The 15,143-nt window shown below is 65.5% G+C and carries 13 protein-coding genes and 2 pseudogenes; 7 read left to right on the top strand and 8 right to left on the bottom strand.

The window, feature by feature from the left end; genetic code table 11:
* Window positions 1–120: 120 nt before the first annotated feature.
* The 5 genes from NHF48_RS22070 to NHF48_RS22050 are packed head-to-tail and all read right to left on the bottom strand — an operon-like array spanning window position 121 to window position 4,958.
* Window positions 121–510, bottom strand: a complete 390-nt coding sequence (locus NHF48_RS22070) for a reverse transcriptase-like protein (RefSeq protein WP_253072309.1) — start codon at window positions 508–510, stop codon at window positions 121–123.
* The gene (locus NHF48_RS22065) at window positions 510–1,319 is read right to left on the bottom strand and encodes a YihY/virulence factor BrkB family protein (protein WP_253072517.1); all 810 of its coding nucleotides are present in this window, start codon (window positions 1,317–1,319) and stop codon (window positions 510–512) included. The genes NHF48_RS22070 and NHF48_RS22065 overlap by 1 nt, the downstream gene beginning before the upstream one ends.
* Window positions 1,291–1,740, bottom strand: coding sequence for a YihY/virulence factor BrkB family protein (locus NHF48_RS22060; RefSeq protein ID WP_253072308.1), 450 nt, complete (start codon window positions 1,738–1,740; stop codon window positions 1,291–1,293). Before NHF48_RS22060 ends, NHF48_RS22065 begins: the two co-directional genes overlap by 29 nt.
* Before the next feature lie 24 nt (window positions 1,741–1,764).
* Window positions 1,765–4,263, bottom strand: a complete 2,499-nt coding sequence (locus NHF48_RS22055; RefSeq protein ID WP_253072307.1) for an ABC transporter permease — start codon at window positions 4,261–4,263, stop codon at window positions 1,765–1,767.
* Window positions 4,260–4,958, bottom strand: a complete 699-nt coding sequence (locus tag NHF48_RS22050; RefSeq protein WP_253072306.1) for an ABC transporter ATP-binding protein — start codon at window positions 4,956–4,958, stop codon at window positions 4,260–4,262. Before NHF48_RS22050 ends, NHF48_RS22055 begins: the two co-directional genes overlap by 4 nt.
* A 25-nt stretch (window positions 4,959–4,983) precedes the next feature.
* On the opposite strand from NHF48_RS22050, the gene NHF48_RS22045 reads away from it, so the two are divergent.
* Together NHF48_RS22045 and NHF48_RS22040 are read left to right on the top strand one after the other, a co-directional pair.
* Window positions 4,984–5,697 (top strand): arylesterase, encoded by a 714-nt coding sequence (locus NHF48_RS22045; protein ID WP_253072305.1) that lies wholly within the window; start codon window positions 4,984–4,986, stop codon window positions 5,695–5,697.
* 112 nt (window positions 5,698–5,809) lie between these two features.
* Complete coding sequence (locus NHF48_RS22040; RefSeq protein WP_253072304.1) at window positions 5,810–6,430, top strand: Crp/Fnr family transcriptional regulator; 621 nt, start codon at window positions 5,810–5,812, stop codon at window positions 6,428–6,430.
* A gap of 261 nt (window positions 6,431–6,691) precedes the next feature.
* On the opposite strand, the gene NHF48_RS22035 is transcribed toward NHF48_RS22040, so the two are convergent.
* The 3 genes from NHF48_RS22035 to NHF48_RS22025 form a co-directional block, all read right to left on the bottom strand.
* Window positions 6,692–7,027, bottom strand: coding sequence for a hypothetical protein (locus NHF48_RS22035; RefSeq protein ID WP_056063484.1), 336 nt, complete (start codon window positions 7,025–7,027; stop codon window positions 6,692–6,694).
* Window positions 7,028–7,128: 101 nt separating this feature from the next.
* Entirely contained in the window at window positions 7,129–7,956 is an 828-nt protein-coding gene (locus NHF48_RS22030) for a transglutaminase-like domain-containing protein (protein WP_253072303.1), read from the bottom strand.
* 14 nt (window positions 7,957–7,970) lie between these two features.
* A complete protein-coding gene (locus tag NHF48_RS22025; RefSeq protein WP_253072302.1) occupies window positions 7,971–8,888 on the bottom strand; it encodes a transglutaminase family protein in 918 nt (305 codons plus the stop codon).
* A 16-nt stretch (window positions 8,889–8,904) separates the two neighbouring features.
* Here NHF48_RS22025 and NHF48_RS22020 point away from each other — a divergent pair, with 16 nt between their 5' ends.
* From NHF48_RS22020 to NHF48_RS22005, 5 genes and pseudogenes are all read left to right on the top strand, one after another.
* Window positions 8,905–9,687 carry an N-formylglutamate amidohydrolase gene (locus NHF48_RS22020; RefSeq protein ID WP_253072301.1) on the top strand — a complete coding sequence of 261 codons (783 nt, stop codon included), beginning with the start codon at window positions 8,905–8,907 and terminating at the stop codon, window positions 9,685–9,687.
* Between the two features lie 92 nt (window positions 9,688–9,779).
* Window positions 9,780–10,493 carry a PAS domain-containing protein gene (locus NHF48_RS22015; protein ID WP_253072300.1) on the top strand — a complete coding sequence of 238 codons (714 nt, stop codon included), beginning with the start codon at window positions 9,780–9,782 and terminating at the stop codon, window positions 10,491–10,493.
* Window positions 10,391–10,987: pseudogene (locus NHF48_RS25555) on the top strand (PAS domain-containing protein); the annotation flags it as partial. The gene NHF48_RS22015 and the pseudogene NHF48_RS25555, both read left to right, overlap by 103 nt.
* A gap of 57 nt (window positions 10,988–11,044) precedes the next feature.
* A pseudogene (locus NHF48_RS22010) lies at window positions 11,045–12,686 on the top strand (PAS domain-containing protein); the annotation flags it as partial.
* A gap of 261 nt (window positions 12,687–12,947) precedes the next feature.
* Window positions 12,948–15,110, top strand: a complete 2,163-nt coding sequence (locus NHF48_RS22005; protein ID WP_253072299.1) for a TonB-dependent receptor — start codon at window positions 12,948–12,950, stop codon at window positions 15,108–15,110.
* Window positions 15,111–15,143: the final 33 nt, after the last annotated feature.

Here is a 15,143-nt window from a genome sequence, read left to right as displayed (position 1 = left end):
TCCGCTGCGGTGACATCCCTCTAGGGCCACCTCCCGATACCGTCAAACGCTTTTTTTACAGTTTGAGGTCAGTTTTCGGAAAAGCCAGTGTCGCGCGCTTTAGCCAGCCCTCCGTCGGCCTTAGCGAGGATGCAGCCGGGCGAGCGCAATGCCGGCAACGTTCTGGGCTCGACCGATATGCCGGATACGGACGCGGTCAAAACGTTCGGCCAGTGCCGCGAACCTACTACGGTGCACTTCCAAGTCTGCCGAACGGCACCGCGCCTTACCGCTGGCTTGGGTCACGACCAGGGTAGAATCGCCTAGCAGCGTGATGTCGCGATCGCCTTCTAGTTGAGCGATCTCCAACGCATGGATCGCGGCTAGCCATTCGGCGTCGCTGTTTGTGCCCTCACCCAGATCGTGCCGGTAGTGGGTAACGCCCTTGCGGACGACAGCACATTCGATCGAACCGGGGTTTGGCCGGCACCCGCCGTCGAAGAACAGCTTGGTCGACTGCGCGTATGTCATCAGGCCTTCGCTCGCACCTTCGTCGTTGCTTTGCTCGATGGGTTACGCTTCCTGTGTGCCAGCGCTGCGCCGATCGCGATCATGCCAAGGCCAGCGACTGGCGAACCACGACGGATCGACCGCAGACCGCCCAGCGCCAGAAGCGACGCGGGCAAGCCTGCATGCACGCCACTCAAATGGGCTACGGCCAAGACCCCTACCCTGTCCGGCTCCTCGGGAAAAACGATCGCCTTCGCAGCGACGTCTGTCGCAACCGTATCAGCGATGGTAGCGCCTCGCGTTCCCATTGGTGTAGCCCCACCGGTAGTCGTGTCTCTCGTGGTCTGGTGCTCCAGTTCCGAATTGAGCTCTGCGCCGAGCAGGAAGACATAGGCGGAGAGCCACAGCCACGTCAGCAGCACGATGACCGCGCTCAGCGAACCATAGGTTGCGCCGTAATTTCCGAAGCGCGACACGTAGACGCCGAAGCCTATCGTCGCCCCCAGCCAGATGACGGTCGCGGCCAGCGATCCAGGGGTCAGCCACGTCCATTTGGCTTTGTGACGATTGGGGCCGAACCGATACAAGCAGGCCGCCGCCGTCACGCCCAGCGAGGCAAGCACGCCGTAGCTGACGAGGCGGATCGCCAGGAGCAGGATCTCCGGCGCGCCTGGTATCAGGCTATCTAGCAGCGCGAACGCCGCAGTCGAAAGGGCGGCGACCAACGCCAGCATCACCGCACCGCCGGTTATCGCGAAGGCGAGCAGGTTCAGCGTTATGAACCCGCGCGTTTCCTTTTCTTCATAGGCGATGTTGAGCGCGGTGACGATCGACGATGCGCCCTTCGTGCCGCCGTACAGGGCGATGCCAAGTGCGATGACGAGGCCGAACCCCTTTTTTGCCCTCCGACGTGTTGACGACGGTCGCGAGTTGGTCGCCGATCACGCGGGCGGCGTCGTCAGGCAACACGTTGAACAATGCGCGGATGTTCGCGACGACCGTCGCGGTGTCTGCGACCAGGCCGTAGATCAGCACGACGGACGCCAGCAGCGGGACGATCGCGGCAAACCCGTAGAACGCCGTACCCGCCGCGATCAGGCCGATATTGTCGTCGTTCCCTTCGGCCCAGGTACGCTTCAGGACCTTCCACCATTCGCGTGCCGACATCGACCAGGGGCTGGTGGCATGATGCTCGGATGGTGTTTCGTGCGTGCTCAGCGTCTTGCCCCCCTTCGGTGTATTGCGGCCCAACGCCGCACGGACGTAAACGGACCCTCAGAGTTGCCGCAACGCCTGTGCCGGCCGCGCGCCGAGAATGGGCCACGCACCGATCAACCCGATCACCATCGTCAGCCCCGCCCCGCCCAGCAACGTCGCCAAGACGGTCGCGTAATCCGGACGCCACTCGAAACTGAAGAGTTGCGTCACGACATACCAGGCACCACCGAGCCCGAGCAGCAACGCGAGTACCGACAGCACGATACTGAGGAACGCATATTCGAGCGCCTGCACCGCGAGCACCTGCCGCCGTGTCGCCCCGAGTGTACGCAGGATCACGCTATCGTATGTGCGCGCCTCACGCGCCGCGGCGATCGCGCCGATCAACACCGCGATCCCGGCAAGGATCGCTACCGACGCTGCCGCGGTGATCGCCGTCGCCATCTGCGACACGATGTCGCGGACCTGCCCCAGCACGCCGCGAACCTCGATCACCGAAACCGACGGGAAGCGCGGCAGCAGCGCGCGCATGACTTGCGCTTCCTGCCCCGGTGCGAGCTCGATCGTCGCGGCAAGATTATGCGGCGCGTCCTCGATCGCGTTGGGCGAGAACACCATGACGAAATTGAAGCCGAGCGTATCCCAACTGATCCGGCGGAACGAGGCGATGTGCGCGGTCCGCTCAACGCCCAGCAAGGTGTAGGTCAGCGGATCGCCGATCTTGAGGTCGAGTACCTTGGCCAGTCGCTCGTCGATCGAGACCAGCGGCTGACCCGTATAGTCACGCGGCCACCACCGGCCGGCGGTGAGTTCGCTGCCCTCGGGCAAGGCCGCAGCGTAGGTAAGCCCGCGTTCGCCGCGCAACGCCCATGCGCCGTCGGGCAGCGTCTTGAGATCGGCAACGCGCGTCGTTCCGTAGCCGGTGATCGTACCGCGCATCGCCGGCACGGTGCGGATGACCGGGTGGGTCGCTACGCCTTCGATGGTCCGCCGGAACTCCGCCTCGCTGCCGGGCGGAACGTCCAAGGCGAACAACGCCGGCGCGCGCTTTGGTACGGTGAGCGCAATGTTCGCGTCGATACTGGTGCGGATGCCCGCGAGGAGGACGAACAGGGTCAAGCCGAGACCTAGCGCGACCACCAAAGTGCCGGTGCGCGCACCGGGGCGGTGGAGTCCGGCGATGGCGAGGCGAAGCAGCGGCTTGCGCGAGCGGGGTAGCGCTGCGGCGATCCGGCGTACGGCCCAGCCGAACCCCGCCAGCATCAGCAACATGCCGGCCACCGCCGCGAGGAAGCCTGCGCTGAGACCGGGCTGGTCCGCGGTCGACAGCGCAAGTGCGACGATCGCGGCGCCTGCACCGAGGACCCAGGGCAAGGTTCGGCGCAGCGGCACGGACCGATTGCCGAACACGCCGCGCAACAGGCCCGCCGCGGGAATGCTGCCCGCCTCGATCAGGGGCGGCGCGGTGAAGGCTAGCGCGATCAGCATGCCGTATGCGGCGGCGAGCGCGAGCGGCGCGAACTGAAGCGAGAATTGCGGCGCGACTGGCAGGACATCGCCCGCGAGCCAGATGATAAGCGGGACAGTCAAAGCGCCCGCGGTGAGTCCAAGCACGATCCCCATCGCCGCCACGACCGCCACTTCAAGAAGGTAGATCTTCGCGATCAGGCCGGATGTCGCACCGAGCACCTTCAAGGCCGCGATGCTGCTCCGGCGGGCGGCGAGATAGGAGGACACGCCGTTGCCGACGCCGATGCCGGCGATGACCAGCGCGGACAGCCCGACCAGCAGCAGGAACTGCCCCATGCGGTCGACGAAGCGTTCGGCACCAGGCGCGGCACGGTCGCGCGTCTTGGTTTCCCAGCCGCCGGTCGGGAATGCCGCCTTGAACCGATCGACCGCGGTCGTCGGCGAAGCGTTGGGCGAAAGGCGCACCCGATATTTGGTCTCGTACAGGCTGCCGGGCTGGACCAGACCGGTGCGCGCGATGCCCGCCATCGAGACGATCGCGACAGGGCCGAGCGTGAAGCCCTCGCCGAGCCGGTCCGGTTCATTCGCGATCACGCCCGCGACGGTAAAATCGGCGATCCCGAGCCGTACGCGCGCGCCGCGGCCGACGCCAAGCCTCTGCGCCAAGGCCGGTACGATCCAGATTGCGTTGGGATCGTCGACCTTCGCGACCGATCCACCTTGTACGTCCAGCGTGCCGTAGAGTGGGTAGACCGCATCGACGCCCTTGAGTTGGACCGGCACGCTGTTGGTTCCCCGGATCGCGGTCGCCTGCATCCGCACGGTCTCTGACACCGTGCCGAACCGCGCCATCGCGGCGCGCTCGTCCGGCGTGGCGGCGCGCTGCGACGTGCCGAACTCGATATCGCCGCCGAGGATCGCGCTGCCGCGGGCCGCAAGCTCGCCGTCGATCGATTGCGTCAGGCTGCCGATCGCCGCCAGCGCGCCGACGCCCAGGAACAGGCAGGCGAGCAGAAGCCGCAGCCCGCGAAACCGAAGATCGAGTTCGCGACGGGCAAGCCGCCACGCCAGCCGCCATTCGCTCATCGCCAGCGATCCGCGGCGATCCGGCCGTCGGCGAGTTCGACGATGCGATCGCAGCGCGCGGCGAGCACGGGGTCATGGGTGATGATGATCAGCGTCGCGCCGGTCGCGGCGCGGCGGTCGAACAACAGGTCCATGACCGAGGCACCGGTGGCGGCGTCCAAGTTGCCGGTCGGTTCGTCGCCGAAGACCAGCGCCGGCCGCGGGCCGAGCGCACGGGCGATCGCCACGCGCTGCTGCTCGCCGCCGGAAAGCTGCGTGGGATAATGGCCGATCCGGTGCGACAGGCCGACCGCGGCGAGTTCCACTTCCGCGCGCTCGAACGCGTCAAGCATCCCGGCCAGTTCCATCGGCACGGCGACGTTCTCAAGGGCAGTCATCGTCGGCAGCAGGTGGAAAGCCTGGAGGACGATGCCGATGCGTCCACGCCGCGCGCGCGCCAAGGCATCCTCGTCGAGCTTGCCGAAATCGAGCCCCGCCACCTGAACCCGGCCGCTAGTCGCCCGCTCCAGGCCGGACAGCACCGCCATCAGCGACGACTTACCCGACCCGGATGGCCCGAGCAGTGCGACGCTGGTGCCCTGCGCGATGTCGAGATCGATGCCCTTGAGGATCGTCGTCGCGGCAGTCGAGGCGCCGAGTGTCAGCGTGACATCGCGCGCCGAGATCACCATATCGGCGGAGGCGGGTTCGGACATGGAGACCAATATCTTGGAGAAACAGATGCGATTCTGGCCTCTTTATGGGGGCGGACTGGCGCTTCTCCAAGCGGGGTTGCTGGCCGGCTGCGATCGGACACCTGACGTCCCTGCCCCGCCGCCTGCGACGAACGTGGTCGCGCCAGTTGTTGCAACCCCATCCCCGCAGGGTCCCGAGCGCCTCATCCTAGCCTTCGGGGACAGCCTGTATGCCGGCTACGGCCTCGACCGTGGCCAGAGCCTGCCCGATGCCTTGCAGAACCGATTGCGCAAGGACGGGATCAACGCGACGATCGTCAATGCTGGCGTCTCGGGTGATACCAGCGCGGCGGGACGGCAGCGGTTCGCGTTCGCGCTCGACAACATGAAGCGGAAACCCGACCTCATCCTGCTGGGGCTCGGCGGCAACGATGTTCTTCGCCAGATTTCGCCGGACGAAACGCGCGCCAACATGACGGCGATGATGGACGAGGCGAAGCGTCGCGGCATAACGGTGATGCTGACCGGCATGATGGCGCCACCCAATCTGGGTCCGGAGTATTCATCACAATTCAATGGGATATGGACCGACCTGGCCAAGACCTATCATGCGACGCTGTACCCGTTCATCCTGGATGGCGTCATAGGCAACACCGCACTGATGCAGCCGGATCACGTTCATCCCAACCGGACCGGCGTCGACCGGATCACCGCCCGCGTTGCGCCGCTAGTGGAAAGCGCGTTAGGACGATCGCAATGACGGCGTTGCATCGTCATCGATAGACTTACGAAGGATCGCGCGATCCACGACGCGCGGTACGATAATTTGGCGGCGAGACGGCAATAGCCGCGCGCAAGGAAAAGGGTAAAGCATGCAACTGAGCGGTTTGATCGCACGACTGAGGCGGCATCTCGATCTCACCGACGCCGAACGCGAGGCGATCTTGCACGCCGAACGCGGCGAGCGGCGGTTGCGTGCGGGTGACGTGCTGGTCGCGGAAGGTGGCGAAAGCCATGCGTTGTATGTCGTGCGACAGGGGTGGCTGCACTCGTCGACTAAGCTGGTCACCGGCGGGCGCCAGATTCTGCGGTTTCATTACGCGGGCGACCTGATCGGAACGTCGAGCATGGCGTGGTCGCAGGCAGCGGCGACGCTGACCGCGATCTCGGACTGCATCGTGATCGATTTGCCGAAGACCGAACTCGGGCTGCTCTTCCGCGCGCAACCGCGCATCGCCGGGCTGCTCTATGCGATCGCCGCAGCCGAGAACGTCGCGATGAGCGACCGGCTCACGACGATTGGGCGGATGGGGGCGAGCGAGCGGCTGTCGACGCTGTTACTCGACATCATGGCGCGGCTGCGCGTGACGGCGGGCGGGATCGTCGATTCCTTCGACCTGCCGCTGACGCAGACCGACATCGGCGATGCGCTCCGGGCTGACCAAGGTGCATGTGAACCGGACGATCCGGGCGCTGGAGAAGGCGGGGGGTGATCGAGCGGAACGGGCGGCGGGTCCGGATCGTCGACGAAGCGGCGCTGGTCGCCGCGACCGGGTTTACCGACCGCTACGGCGAGATCGAGACCGCGTGGTTGCCGCCGGCGGTCTGAGGGGCTGTCTGATCCTCCCCCGCCAGGGGGAGGTGGCTGGCTGTTGCCAGACGGAGGGGGAGGTAAGCGAAACACCTGTTGCGCTTACCTCCCCCCCTCCGTCACCTTCGGCGACACCTCCCCCGGGCGGAGGAGGATTTTAGGGTCAGCTGCGATCCACGACGAACAGCGTAACGCGGTCGTACTTGATGTCGCCGGGGTTGAAGATCGCGTCGGGTACGAACGGACGATCGGTCACCTCGATGTCCTTCAGCCCTGCAAGCTTGAAAGTCCCGAGCTTGATCTCCTTGGGCGGCTGGCCGTCGCGCTCGAGCGTCACCGCATCGACGAACACATCGTCATGCTTGGTGTAGAGGATGTGCGGCGCAAGCGTGCAAACCATCCGGTTGTAGGTCGCGGTGATGCACTTGCGCAACGCGATCGCCTGGAGAAGCAGCGCGTTCGCGTTGTTCGGCGCGGAGGTGTCTGGGGTCGAAGTCATGTTGTGCATCGCAGCATAAGTTTGAGGATCGGTGCCGTTAGGCCGAACGCGACCTTACCCACAAGGGTTAAGTTTTCGCGGCCGCCGCTTCGGCTGCGCTTTTACCCGCCCGGCTGGTCGTCGGCAAAGACTTCGTCGGTATGCACGTCGAACCGGACCAACTGCGCCCGGCCGAACGTCGTCGTGAGCGCGGTGTCGGTCGCATCGCGGCCCCGCGCCATCAGGATACGACCGATCCGCGGGCGGTTGTGGCGCGCGTCGAAGGTGTGCCACGTGCCGCCCAGATACACGTCGAACCATGCCGAAAAGTCCATCGGCGCGTCGACCGGCGGGATGCCGATATCGCCGAGATACCCGGTGCAATAGCGCGCGGGGATGTTCATGCACCGGCACAGCGTGATCGCCAGGTGGGCGAAGTCGCGACACACGCCCTGGCGCTCCTGATGAACGTCCCAAGCGGTCTTCGTCGGGCGGGCATAGTGATAGCCGAACTCGACATGATCATGGACGAAATCGACGATCGCCTGAACCCGCTGCCAGCCGGACGGGACATGCCCGAACAGCGACCAGGCGGTCTCGGTCAGCCGGTCGGTCTCGCAATAGCGGCTGCCGAGCAGGTAGATCAGGACGTCGTCGGGCAGATCCTCGACTGCGTGCTGGACGGCGTCCGGCGTGATCGGATCGGGCTCTCCACTATCCTCGATCGTGAAGTCGCACGACAGCGTCAGGCCGCCCTTGGGTACGGTGACGCGCGTGCAGACGTTCCCGAACGCGTCGAGATAGTCGTAGGTCGGCACGTCGGGGGTCGCGACGATCCGGTGCGGCGTCACGAGATCCTTGTTGCGGGACGGGTGCAGGCTCAGCATCGCCATCATCGGCGTCGCGACCTCGGTCTCGAAAACTATGTCGTAGCCAGTCCGGATCAGCATGGAAGAGCCCCTTTTCACGCCTGTTTTAAAGTTTGTGCCAAGTGTTGCCCCGCCGCGTCGGCATCATCGAGCGTGATGTCCACCGACACGGTCATGTCGAGGAAGCTGCCGGGAAAGCCGCTCCAGGTGCCGGAGATCGGCACGGCCTGGTAGATATCGCGCGCGACCGCGACACGGACGAGCCCTCGGTTGCCGACGATGCCATTGGTCGGATCGAACTCGACCCAGCCCGATCCCGGCAGGTACACGCGGACCCACGCATGCGTGTTGCCGCCGCCGGTCCGCTGCTCACGCGCGCTGGGGTTGTAGACATAGCCCGAGATGAACCGCGCCGCGAAGCCGAGCGCGCGGACCGCCTCGATCATCAGCACGGCGTAATCGCGACACGTCCCCTTGCGCGTCGCGAGCGTCTCGATCGGCGACTGCGTGCCCTTTTCCGGTCGCGGGACATACGTGAACTCGCGCCGGATCGTCGCGGTCATGTCCGACAGCATCGCCAGCGTATCGGTCGGCCCGTCGGTCCGCACGAAGCGCCGTGCCCAGCTGTCGATCTGGCGCAGCGGATCGTGATGCTGGCGCTCGATCGAACGAAGCAGGTCGGGCATCTCCTCCGACGAATAGGTGAACGGATACAGCCGCGCATACCGCTCGATATCGACGTTCTGCAGTTCGGCTGGCGTGTGCAGCAACTGCACGCGGCTGTCGAAGACGAGCTCCTTCGCGCGCTTGTCGAACGTCGCGATCGCAACCGAATTGCCGAACACGTCCTGCAGCCAGCGGACATCCGAGGGCTCGGGACTGATCGTCAGCTGCGCATCGATCAGATGCTGGTCGAAACTCTCACGCGGGCGAACCATGATCCGATGCTCGCCAAACGCTACCGGATGGCGGTAGGAGTATCGGGTTACATGAGAGAGAGTTAGAGATGGCATCGAGGATCCGTGTCGCATGAAGACCGCTATCAGCCAATCGCTGCTTGGGACCGAAGATGCCGCACCGGTCACATTGGTCAACCCCAAAGGCGCGTCATCGTTCCTGCTGATCGGCGATCATGCGGGGAAAGCCGTGCCGGCGGCGCTCGGCCTGCTGGGATTGAGCGATGCCGAACTCTCGCGGCACATCGGTTGGGACATCGGCATCGCCGAGCTTGGCCAGATGTTGGCCGAGCGGCTCGACGCCGTCTTCCTGCGCCAGACCTATTCGCGGCTGGTGATCGATTGCAACCGGAGCGCAGAGCAGCCCGATGCGATCGCCGCCGTCAGCGACGGGACCATGGTGCCCGGCAACCAGGCGCTATCGGGCGCCGACGTCGCGGCGCGGTTCGCTCAGATCCACGAGCCCTATCAGGCGGCGATCGCGGCCGAACTTGCGCGCCGCGATGCGCTGGGGATCACGACGACACTCGTGGCGCTGCACAGCTTCACGCCGTCGATGCGTGGTGTCGACCGGCCGTGGCAGATCGGCATCCTGCATGACGGCGGCGATACCGGGTTCGCCCACGCCCTGCTCGACGTCCTGCGCGAAGAGGCCGACCTGACCGTCGGGGACAACGAACCTTACCGCATGGACCAGATCGACTACACCATTCCGCGCCACGCCTACCCCGCCCGCCCCTATGCCGAGATCGAGATCCGGCAGGACTTGCTGGGCTCGACGGAAGGGTGCGCGGCGTGGGCGGATCGGCTCGCGCGGCTGCTGCCGGTGGCCGCGGCACGCACCCGGGGAGCTTGAACCAGCGCCCCAACCGGGATCGGTTTTCAAATTGGCGCGTTAGGCCGCAGGCCTCGGATTATGAGGTCGCGTCCTCCGACCCCTGAGATACGATGCAGCGACCGACGGCCCCGACTACCGATACCCCAATCTCGTCGCATGCGAGCGAGGACCGATACCGCGCCTTGGTCGACGCGATCGACGCCGGTTTCTGCATCATAGACCTGCTGTTCGACGGCGAACGCTCGGTCGACTACCGCTTTATCGAGGTCAATCCGCGGTTCGAGAGCCAGACCGGGCTGGTCGATCCGGTCGGCAGGACCGCGAGTGAACTGGTCCCCGATCTCGAAGCCTTCTGGTTCGAGACCTATGGCCGCGTGGCGTCGACCGGCCAATCCGCACGGTTCGATCATGGCTCGGAGCAGATGGGACGGTGGTTCGACGTCCACGCCTTCCGCGTCGGCAACCCCGAAGCCCGGCAGGTCGCGGTATTGTTCACCGATATCTCCGAGCGCCGCAGCATCCTCACCGCGGCGCAAGCCAGCGAGGAACGGCTCGGCCAGGCGCTGGCTGCTGGCAATGGCATCGGCACATGGGACTGGGACGTTCCGAACGACCGCGTCACCGCGGACGAGCGGTTCTCGACGTTGTACGGCGTCTCCCCGAGCTTGGACGCGCCGGTGCACCGATCGAGCGTTTCTTCGGCAACATCCATCCCGACGATGTGCAAGCCGCGCAGTCCGCAATCGACACGGCCTTACGGACTGGAGGCGATTTCAATGCGGAATACCGTCTCGTACAGCCCGACGGCGCAATCCATTGGGTGACCGCGCAAGGTCGCTGTCGCTTGGCCGCCGATGGTACGCCGCTCCGCTTCCCCGGCATCAGCTTCGACATCACCGAGCGCAAGCAGGCCGAGTTGCGACAGCGCGCGCTGCTCGAGTTGAGCGACGCGATCCGCGACCTGACCGACCCCGACGATATCGCCTATGCCGCCTCCGCGATCCTGGGCCGCGCCTTGCAGGTCAGCCGGGTAGGCTATGGCACCATCGACAAGGTGAACGAGACGATCACGGTCAAGCGCGACTGGAATGCGGAAGGCGTGACGACGCTCGCCGGCACGCTGCATTTCCGGGCGCACGGAACATACATCGAGGACCTGAAGGCCGGACGAACGGTGGCGATCGCCGATGTCGACAAGGACGACCGGACGCGCGACACCGCCGATGTCTTGAAGGCGATCGACGCATGGTCTTTCATCAACATGCCGCTGGTCGAACAGGATGATTTCGTCGCGTTGCTCTACGCCAATCATGGCATCGCGCGAGTCTGGAGCGACGGCGACCTCCTGCTTATGCGTGAAGTCGCCGAGCGAGTCCGTGCCGCTACCGAACGGTTGCGCGCGGAGACCGCGCGGCGCGAAAGCGAGGAACAGTTCCGGGTCTTCGCCGAAGCCGTGCCGAACCAGATCTGGGCGGCCAGGCCTGACGGGCACCTCTATTGGTTCAACTGCCAGGTCTATGACTATAACGGCCTCGAACCCGGTGCGCTCGACGGTATCGGCACTTGGAGGGACCTCGTCCACCCCGACGATTACCCAGCTGCTTCAGAAGCTTGGCGGCATTCCCTTGCAACCGGTGAGCGGTACAGCGTCGAGTATAGGGCACGGAGCAAGGATGGCGACTATCGCTGGTTCCTGGTCCGTGCCGACGCGGTTCGCGCGCCCGACGGCACGATTCTTCGCTGGGTCGGGACCAACACCGACATCGACGACAGCCGCCGCCAGACCGCCGAACTCGCCCGCTGGAACGAGACACTGGAGGATCAGGTTGCGACTCGGACACGCGAACTCATGGTCGCCGAGGAAGCGCTGCGACAGAGCCAGAAGATGGAAGCGGTTGGCCAACTCACCGGCGGGATCGCGCATGATTTCAACAATTTGCTGACCGGTATTACCGGCAGCTTGGAACTACTTGGCATCCGGATCGCGCAAGGCCGACTGAACGACGTAGAGCGCTATTCGCTGGCCGCGCAGGGTGCTGCAAAGCGTGCGGCGGCGCTGACCCACCGGTTGCTCGCCTTTTCGCGGCGACAGACGCTCGATCCCAAGCCGACCGACGTCAACCGGTTGGTCGGGGGGATCGAGGATATGGTACGGCGCACCGTCGGTCCCGAAGTCGCGGTTGAGGTCGTCGCCTCGGTCGGGCTCTGGGCGACCCTGGTCGATCCCCACCAGTTGGAGAACGCGCTGCTCAACCTGTGCATCAACGCGCGCGATGCGATGCCGGGTGGCGGGCGGCTGACGATCGAAACCGCCAATCGCTGGATCGATGCGAGGACGGCACGCGAGCGCGAACTCGATGCCGGGCAATATGTATCGCTGTGCGTGTCCGACACCGGCACGGGCATGACCCCGGAGGTGATCGCCAAGGCGTTCGATCCGTTCTTCACCACCAAGCCGCTCGGGCTCGGCACGGGCCTCGGCCTGTCGATGATCTACGGCTTCGCCCGGCAATCCGGTGGACATGTCCGCATTTACTCCGAGGTCGGCGAAGGCACCAACGTCTGCATCTACCTCCCTCGGCATTTCGGTGAGGCCGAGGATACCGAGACCGTCGCCGGACATGCCGAAGCGCCGCGTGCGAACGCCGGCGAGACTGTGCTGGTGGTCGACGACGAACCGACCGTCCGAATGCTGGTGATGGAGGTGCTCGAGGAGCTGGGCTATGCAGCGATCGAAGCGGCGGACGGCGCATCCGGGCTGAAACTGCTGCAATCCGACATCCGCATCGATCTGCTGGTCACCGACGTCGGCCTTCCCGGCGGGATGAACGGCCGGCAGATGGCGGACGCGGCGCGAATCGGGCGGCCGGACCTCAAGATCCCTCTTCATCACCGGCTATGCGGAGAACGCTGTCGTCGGCAACGGCCATCTCGATCCCGGGATGCACGTCATGACTAAGCCGTTCGCGATGGAGGCCTTGGCCACGCGCATCAAGGATTTGATCGTTGCGGGATGATGGGACGGGGTGTGGAGTCGGATCCTCCCCCATCCTGACGAAAGTCAGGATCCAGAGCAACGGGCGCCGCCAATCGTGGCGCTGGATCCTGACTTTCGTCGGGCTGACGGCGGATGTTCTGATCCCCCGGCAAACGTCAAACCATGTTGCATCGCGGTAACAGTCGCTACGCCATTCGGATTCATGGCAACATTGTCACTTGATATGATGTATCATCAAATCTACCCGAAGAGTCGTACAGGGACGACACAAGGGAATTTCATGAAGACGATGCTGTTCGGCGCCACCGCCCTGGCTGCGCTCCTCTCCTCGCAGGCGCATGCGCAAACCGTCGCCACGGATGCTCCGGCCCCTGCCCCCGCACCTACGTCGGTCGGTTCGACCAACCAGCGCGACATCATCGTCACCGCACCGATCCAGACCAGCGAGCGCGACGTGCTCCAAGGCACGACCGTCCTCACCGGCCAGGAACTCACGCGCCAGTTGCGGCCGTCGATCGGCGAGACTCTCGCGCGCCAGCCCGGCGTATCGGCATCGTCGTTCGGCCCGAGCGCCTCGCGGCCGATCCTCCGTGGCTTTCAGGGCGATCGTATCCGCGTGCTGACCGACGGGATCGGCTCGATCGACGTCTCGAACACCTCGGTCGACCACGCCGTCATCATCGACCCGCTGCTCGCCGAGCGCATCGAAATCCTCCGCGGCCCCAGCGCGCTGCTCTACGGCACGTCGGCCGTCGGCGGCGTCGTCAACGTCATAGACACCCGCATCCCGCGCACGGTGCCCGAGAACGGCTACCGCGTGAACGGCATCGCCAATTACGGCTCGGCCGCCAACGAGCGCTCCGGCGGCATGGCCGGCGACGTCGCGGTCGGCCAGCATCTCGTGCTCCACGCGGACGGCTCGTACCTGAAGTCGGGCGACCTGCGCACCGGTGGCTACATCCTTTCGCGCGATGCCCGCGCCCAGGCGCAGGCCACCGCCGCCCTCCCCGTCGATCCCAACGAGGCCGATCCGATCGACTACGCCGCCTCCGCCCGGTTGAAGGGCAAGCTTCCCAACACGCAGTCGGAAACCTGGACCGCGGGTGCCGGCGCGTCGATCATCACCGACACCGGCAACCTCGGCATCTCGTACAGCCATTACGACAGCCTCTACGGCGTGCCGATCCGCTACGCCACGCAGCCCGGCCAGGAGCAGGAAGCGCCGCGTCTCGACGTCGTCCAGAACCGCGTCGACCTGCGCGGCGAGATCGACACCGGCGGCGATTTCATCAGCAAGATCCGCGTCCGCGCCGGCCAGGCCAGCTATCGCCATTTCGAACTTGAGGAGGACAACTCCGTCGGCACCGCCTTCTACAACAAGGGCCTCGAAGGTCGTCTCGAAGTCGTCCAGGCGAACCGTGGCGGCTGGCAGGGCGCCTCGGGCGTGCAGTTCTACAACCGCATCTTCAACGTGGTCGGCGACGAGGCCTTCCTGCCAAAGAACGAGACCAACCAGACCGGCCTCTTCACGCTCCAGCAATATGAGTCCGGCAAGTTCCACGCCGAGGGCGGCGTCCGCTACGAGATCACCGACCTCGCCGCGCGGACACCCGAGGATGATCTGCGCTTCTTCCGCGGCAGCCAGAGCTATCATTCAGTGTCCGGCTCACTCGGCGCATCCTACGCGCTGACCGACAGCATCCGCGTCGGCCTGAACGGCTCGCGCACCGAGCGTGCGCCATCGGCGGAAGAACTGTTCGCGAACGGCGCGCATGCTGGCACGCAGGCGTACGAACTCGGCAATCCGAACTTCCGGCTTGAAAAGTCGTGGGGCCTCGAAGGCACGCTGCACGCGCATGGCGACGGCTTCAGCTTCGACGCGTCAGCCTATTACAACTGGTTCTCGAACTACATCTCGGAGAACCAGGTCGCGTCGACGGTCTGCCAGGCCGCCGCCGATCCTTCGGGCCGGACCGTCGACCTGCCCTGCTTCCAATACCAGCAGGCCGATGCGCGCTATTACGGGTTCGAGGCGGACGCGTCGGTAAAGGTCGCACAGATCGGCGGCTATGCAGTCAACGCCGACGTGCTGGGTGATTACGTCCACGCCAACATCGTCGATCAGGGCCCCGTCCCGCGCATCCCGCCGATGCGCGTGCTCGGCGGGATCGAGGCGCAGGGCGACCGGATCAACGGCCGCGTCGAGGTCGAGCACGTGTTCGACCAGAACCGCATCGCCGCGTTCGAGACGAAGACCAACGAGTACACGATGGTCAACGCCTCGATCGGCCTCAGCCCGTTCGGCAAGGATTCGAAGACCACGCTGTTGTTGAGCGCGAACAATCTGTTCGACGTGAACGCGCGGCGCGCGACGAGCTTCCTCAAGGACTTCGCACCGCTCGCCGGCCGCGATTTCCGCGCTACGTTGCGCTTCGGGCTGTAACCCCTATTGGCCGTTCCCGCATCGAAGCGGGAA

The sequence above is a fragment of the Sphingomonas sp. H160509 genome (genome assembly GCF_024124765.2).
Classification (GTDB): domain Bacteria; phylum Pseudomonadota; class Alphaproteobacteria; order Sphingomonadales; family Sphingomonadaceae; genus Sphingomonas.
This window is presented reverse-complemented; position numbering and strand designations above follow the sequence as displayed.

Coding starts and splice junctions, on each gene's coding strand:
- NHF48_RS22070 (WP_253072309.1), bottom strand. CDS start 510: ATGACATACGCGCAGTCGACCAAGCTGTTCTTCGACGGCGGGTGCCGG.
- NHF48_RS22055 (WP_253072307.1), bottom strand. CDS start 4,263: ATGAGCGAATGGCGGCTGGCGTGGCGGCTTGCCCGTCGCGAACTCGAT.
- NHF48_RS22050 (WP_253072306.1), bottom strand. CDS start 4,958: ATGTCCGAACCCGCCTCCGCCGATATGGTGATCTCGGCGCGCGATGTC.
- NHF48_RS22045 (WP_253072305.1), top strand. CDS start 4,984: ATGCGATTCTGGCCTCTTTATGGGGGCGGACTGGCGCTTCTCCAAGCG.
- NHF48_RS22040 (WP_253072304.1), top strand. CDS start 5,810: ATGCAACTGAGCGGTTTGATCGCACGACTGAGGCGGCATCTCGATCTC.
- NHF48_RS22035 (WP_056063484.1), bottom strand. CDS start 7,027: ATGACTTCGACCCCAGACACCTCCGCGCCGAACAACGCGAACGCGCTG.
- NHF48_RS22030 (WP_253072303.1), bottom strand. CDS start 7,956: ATGCTGATCCGGACTGGCTACGACATAGTTTTCGAGACCGAGGTCGCG.
- NHF48_RS22025 (WP_253072302.1), bottom strand. CDS start 8,888: ATGCCATCTCTAACTCTCTCTCATGTAACCCGATACTCCTACCGCCAT.
- NHF48_RS22020 (WP_253072301.1), top strand. CDS start 8,905: ATGAAGACCGCTATCAGCCAATCGCTGCTTGGGACCGAAGATGCCGCA.
- NHF48_RS22015 (WP_253072300.1), top strand. CDS start 9,780: ATGCAGCGACCGACGGCCCCGACTACCGATACCCCAATCTCGTCGCAT.
- NHF48_RS22005 (WP_253072299.1), top strand. CDS start 12,948: ATGAAGACGATGCTGTTCGGCGCCACCGCCCTGGCTGCGCTCCTCTCC.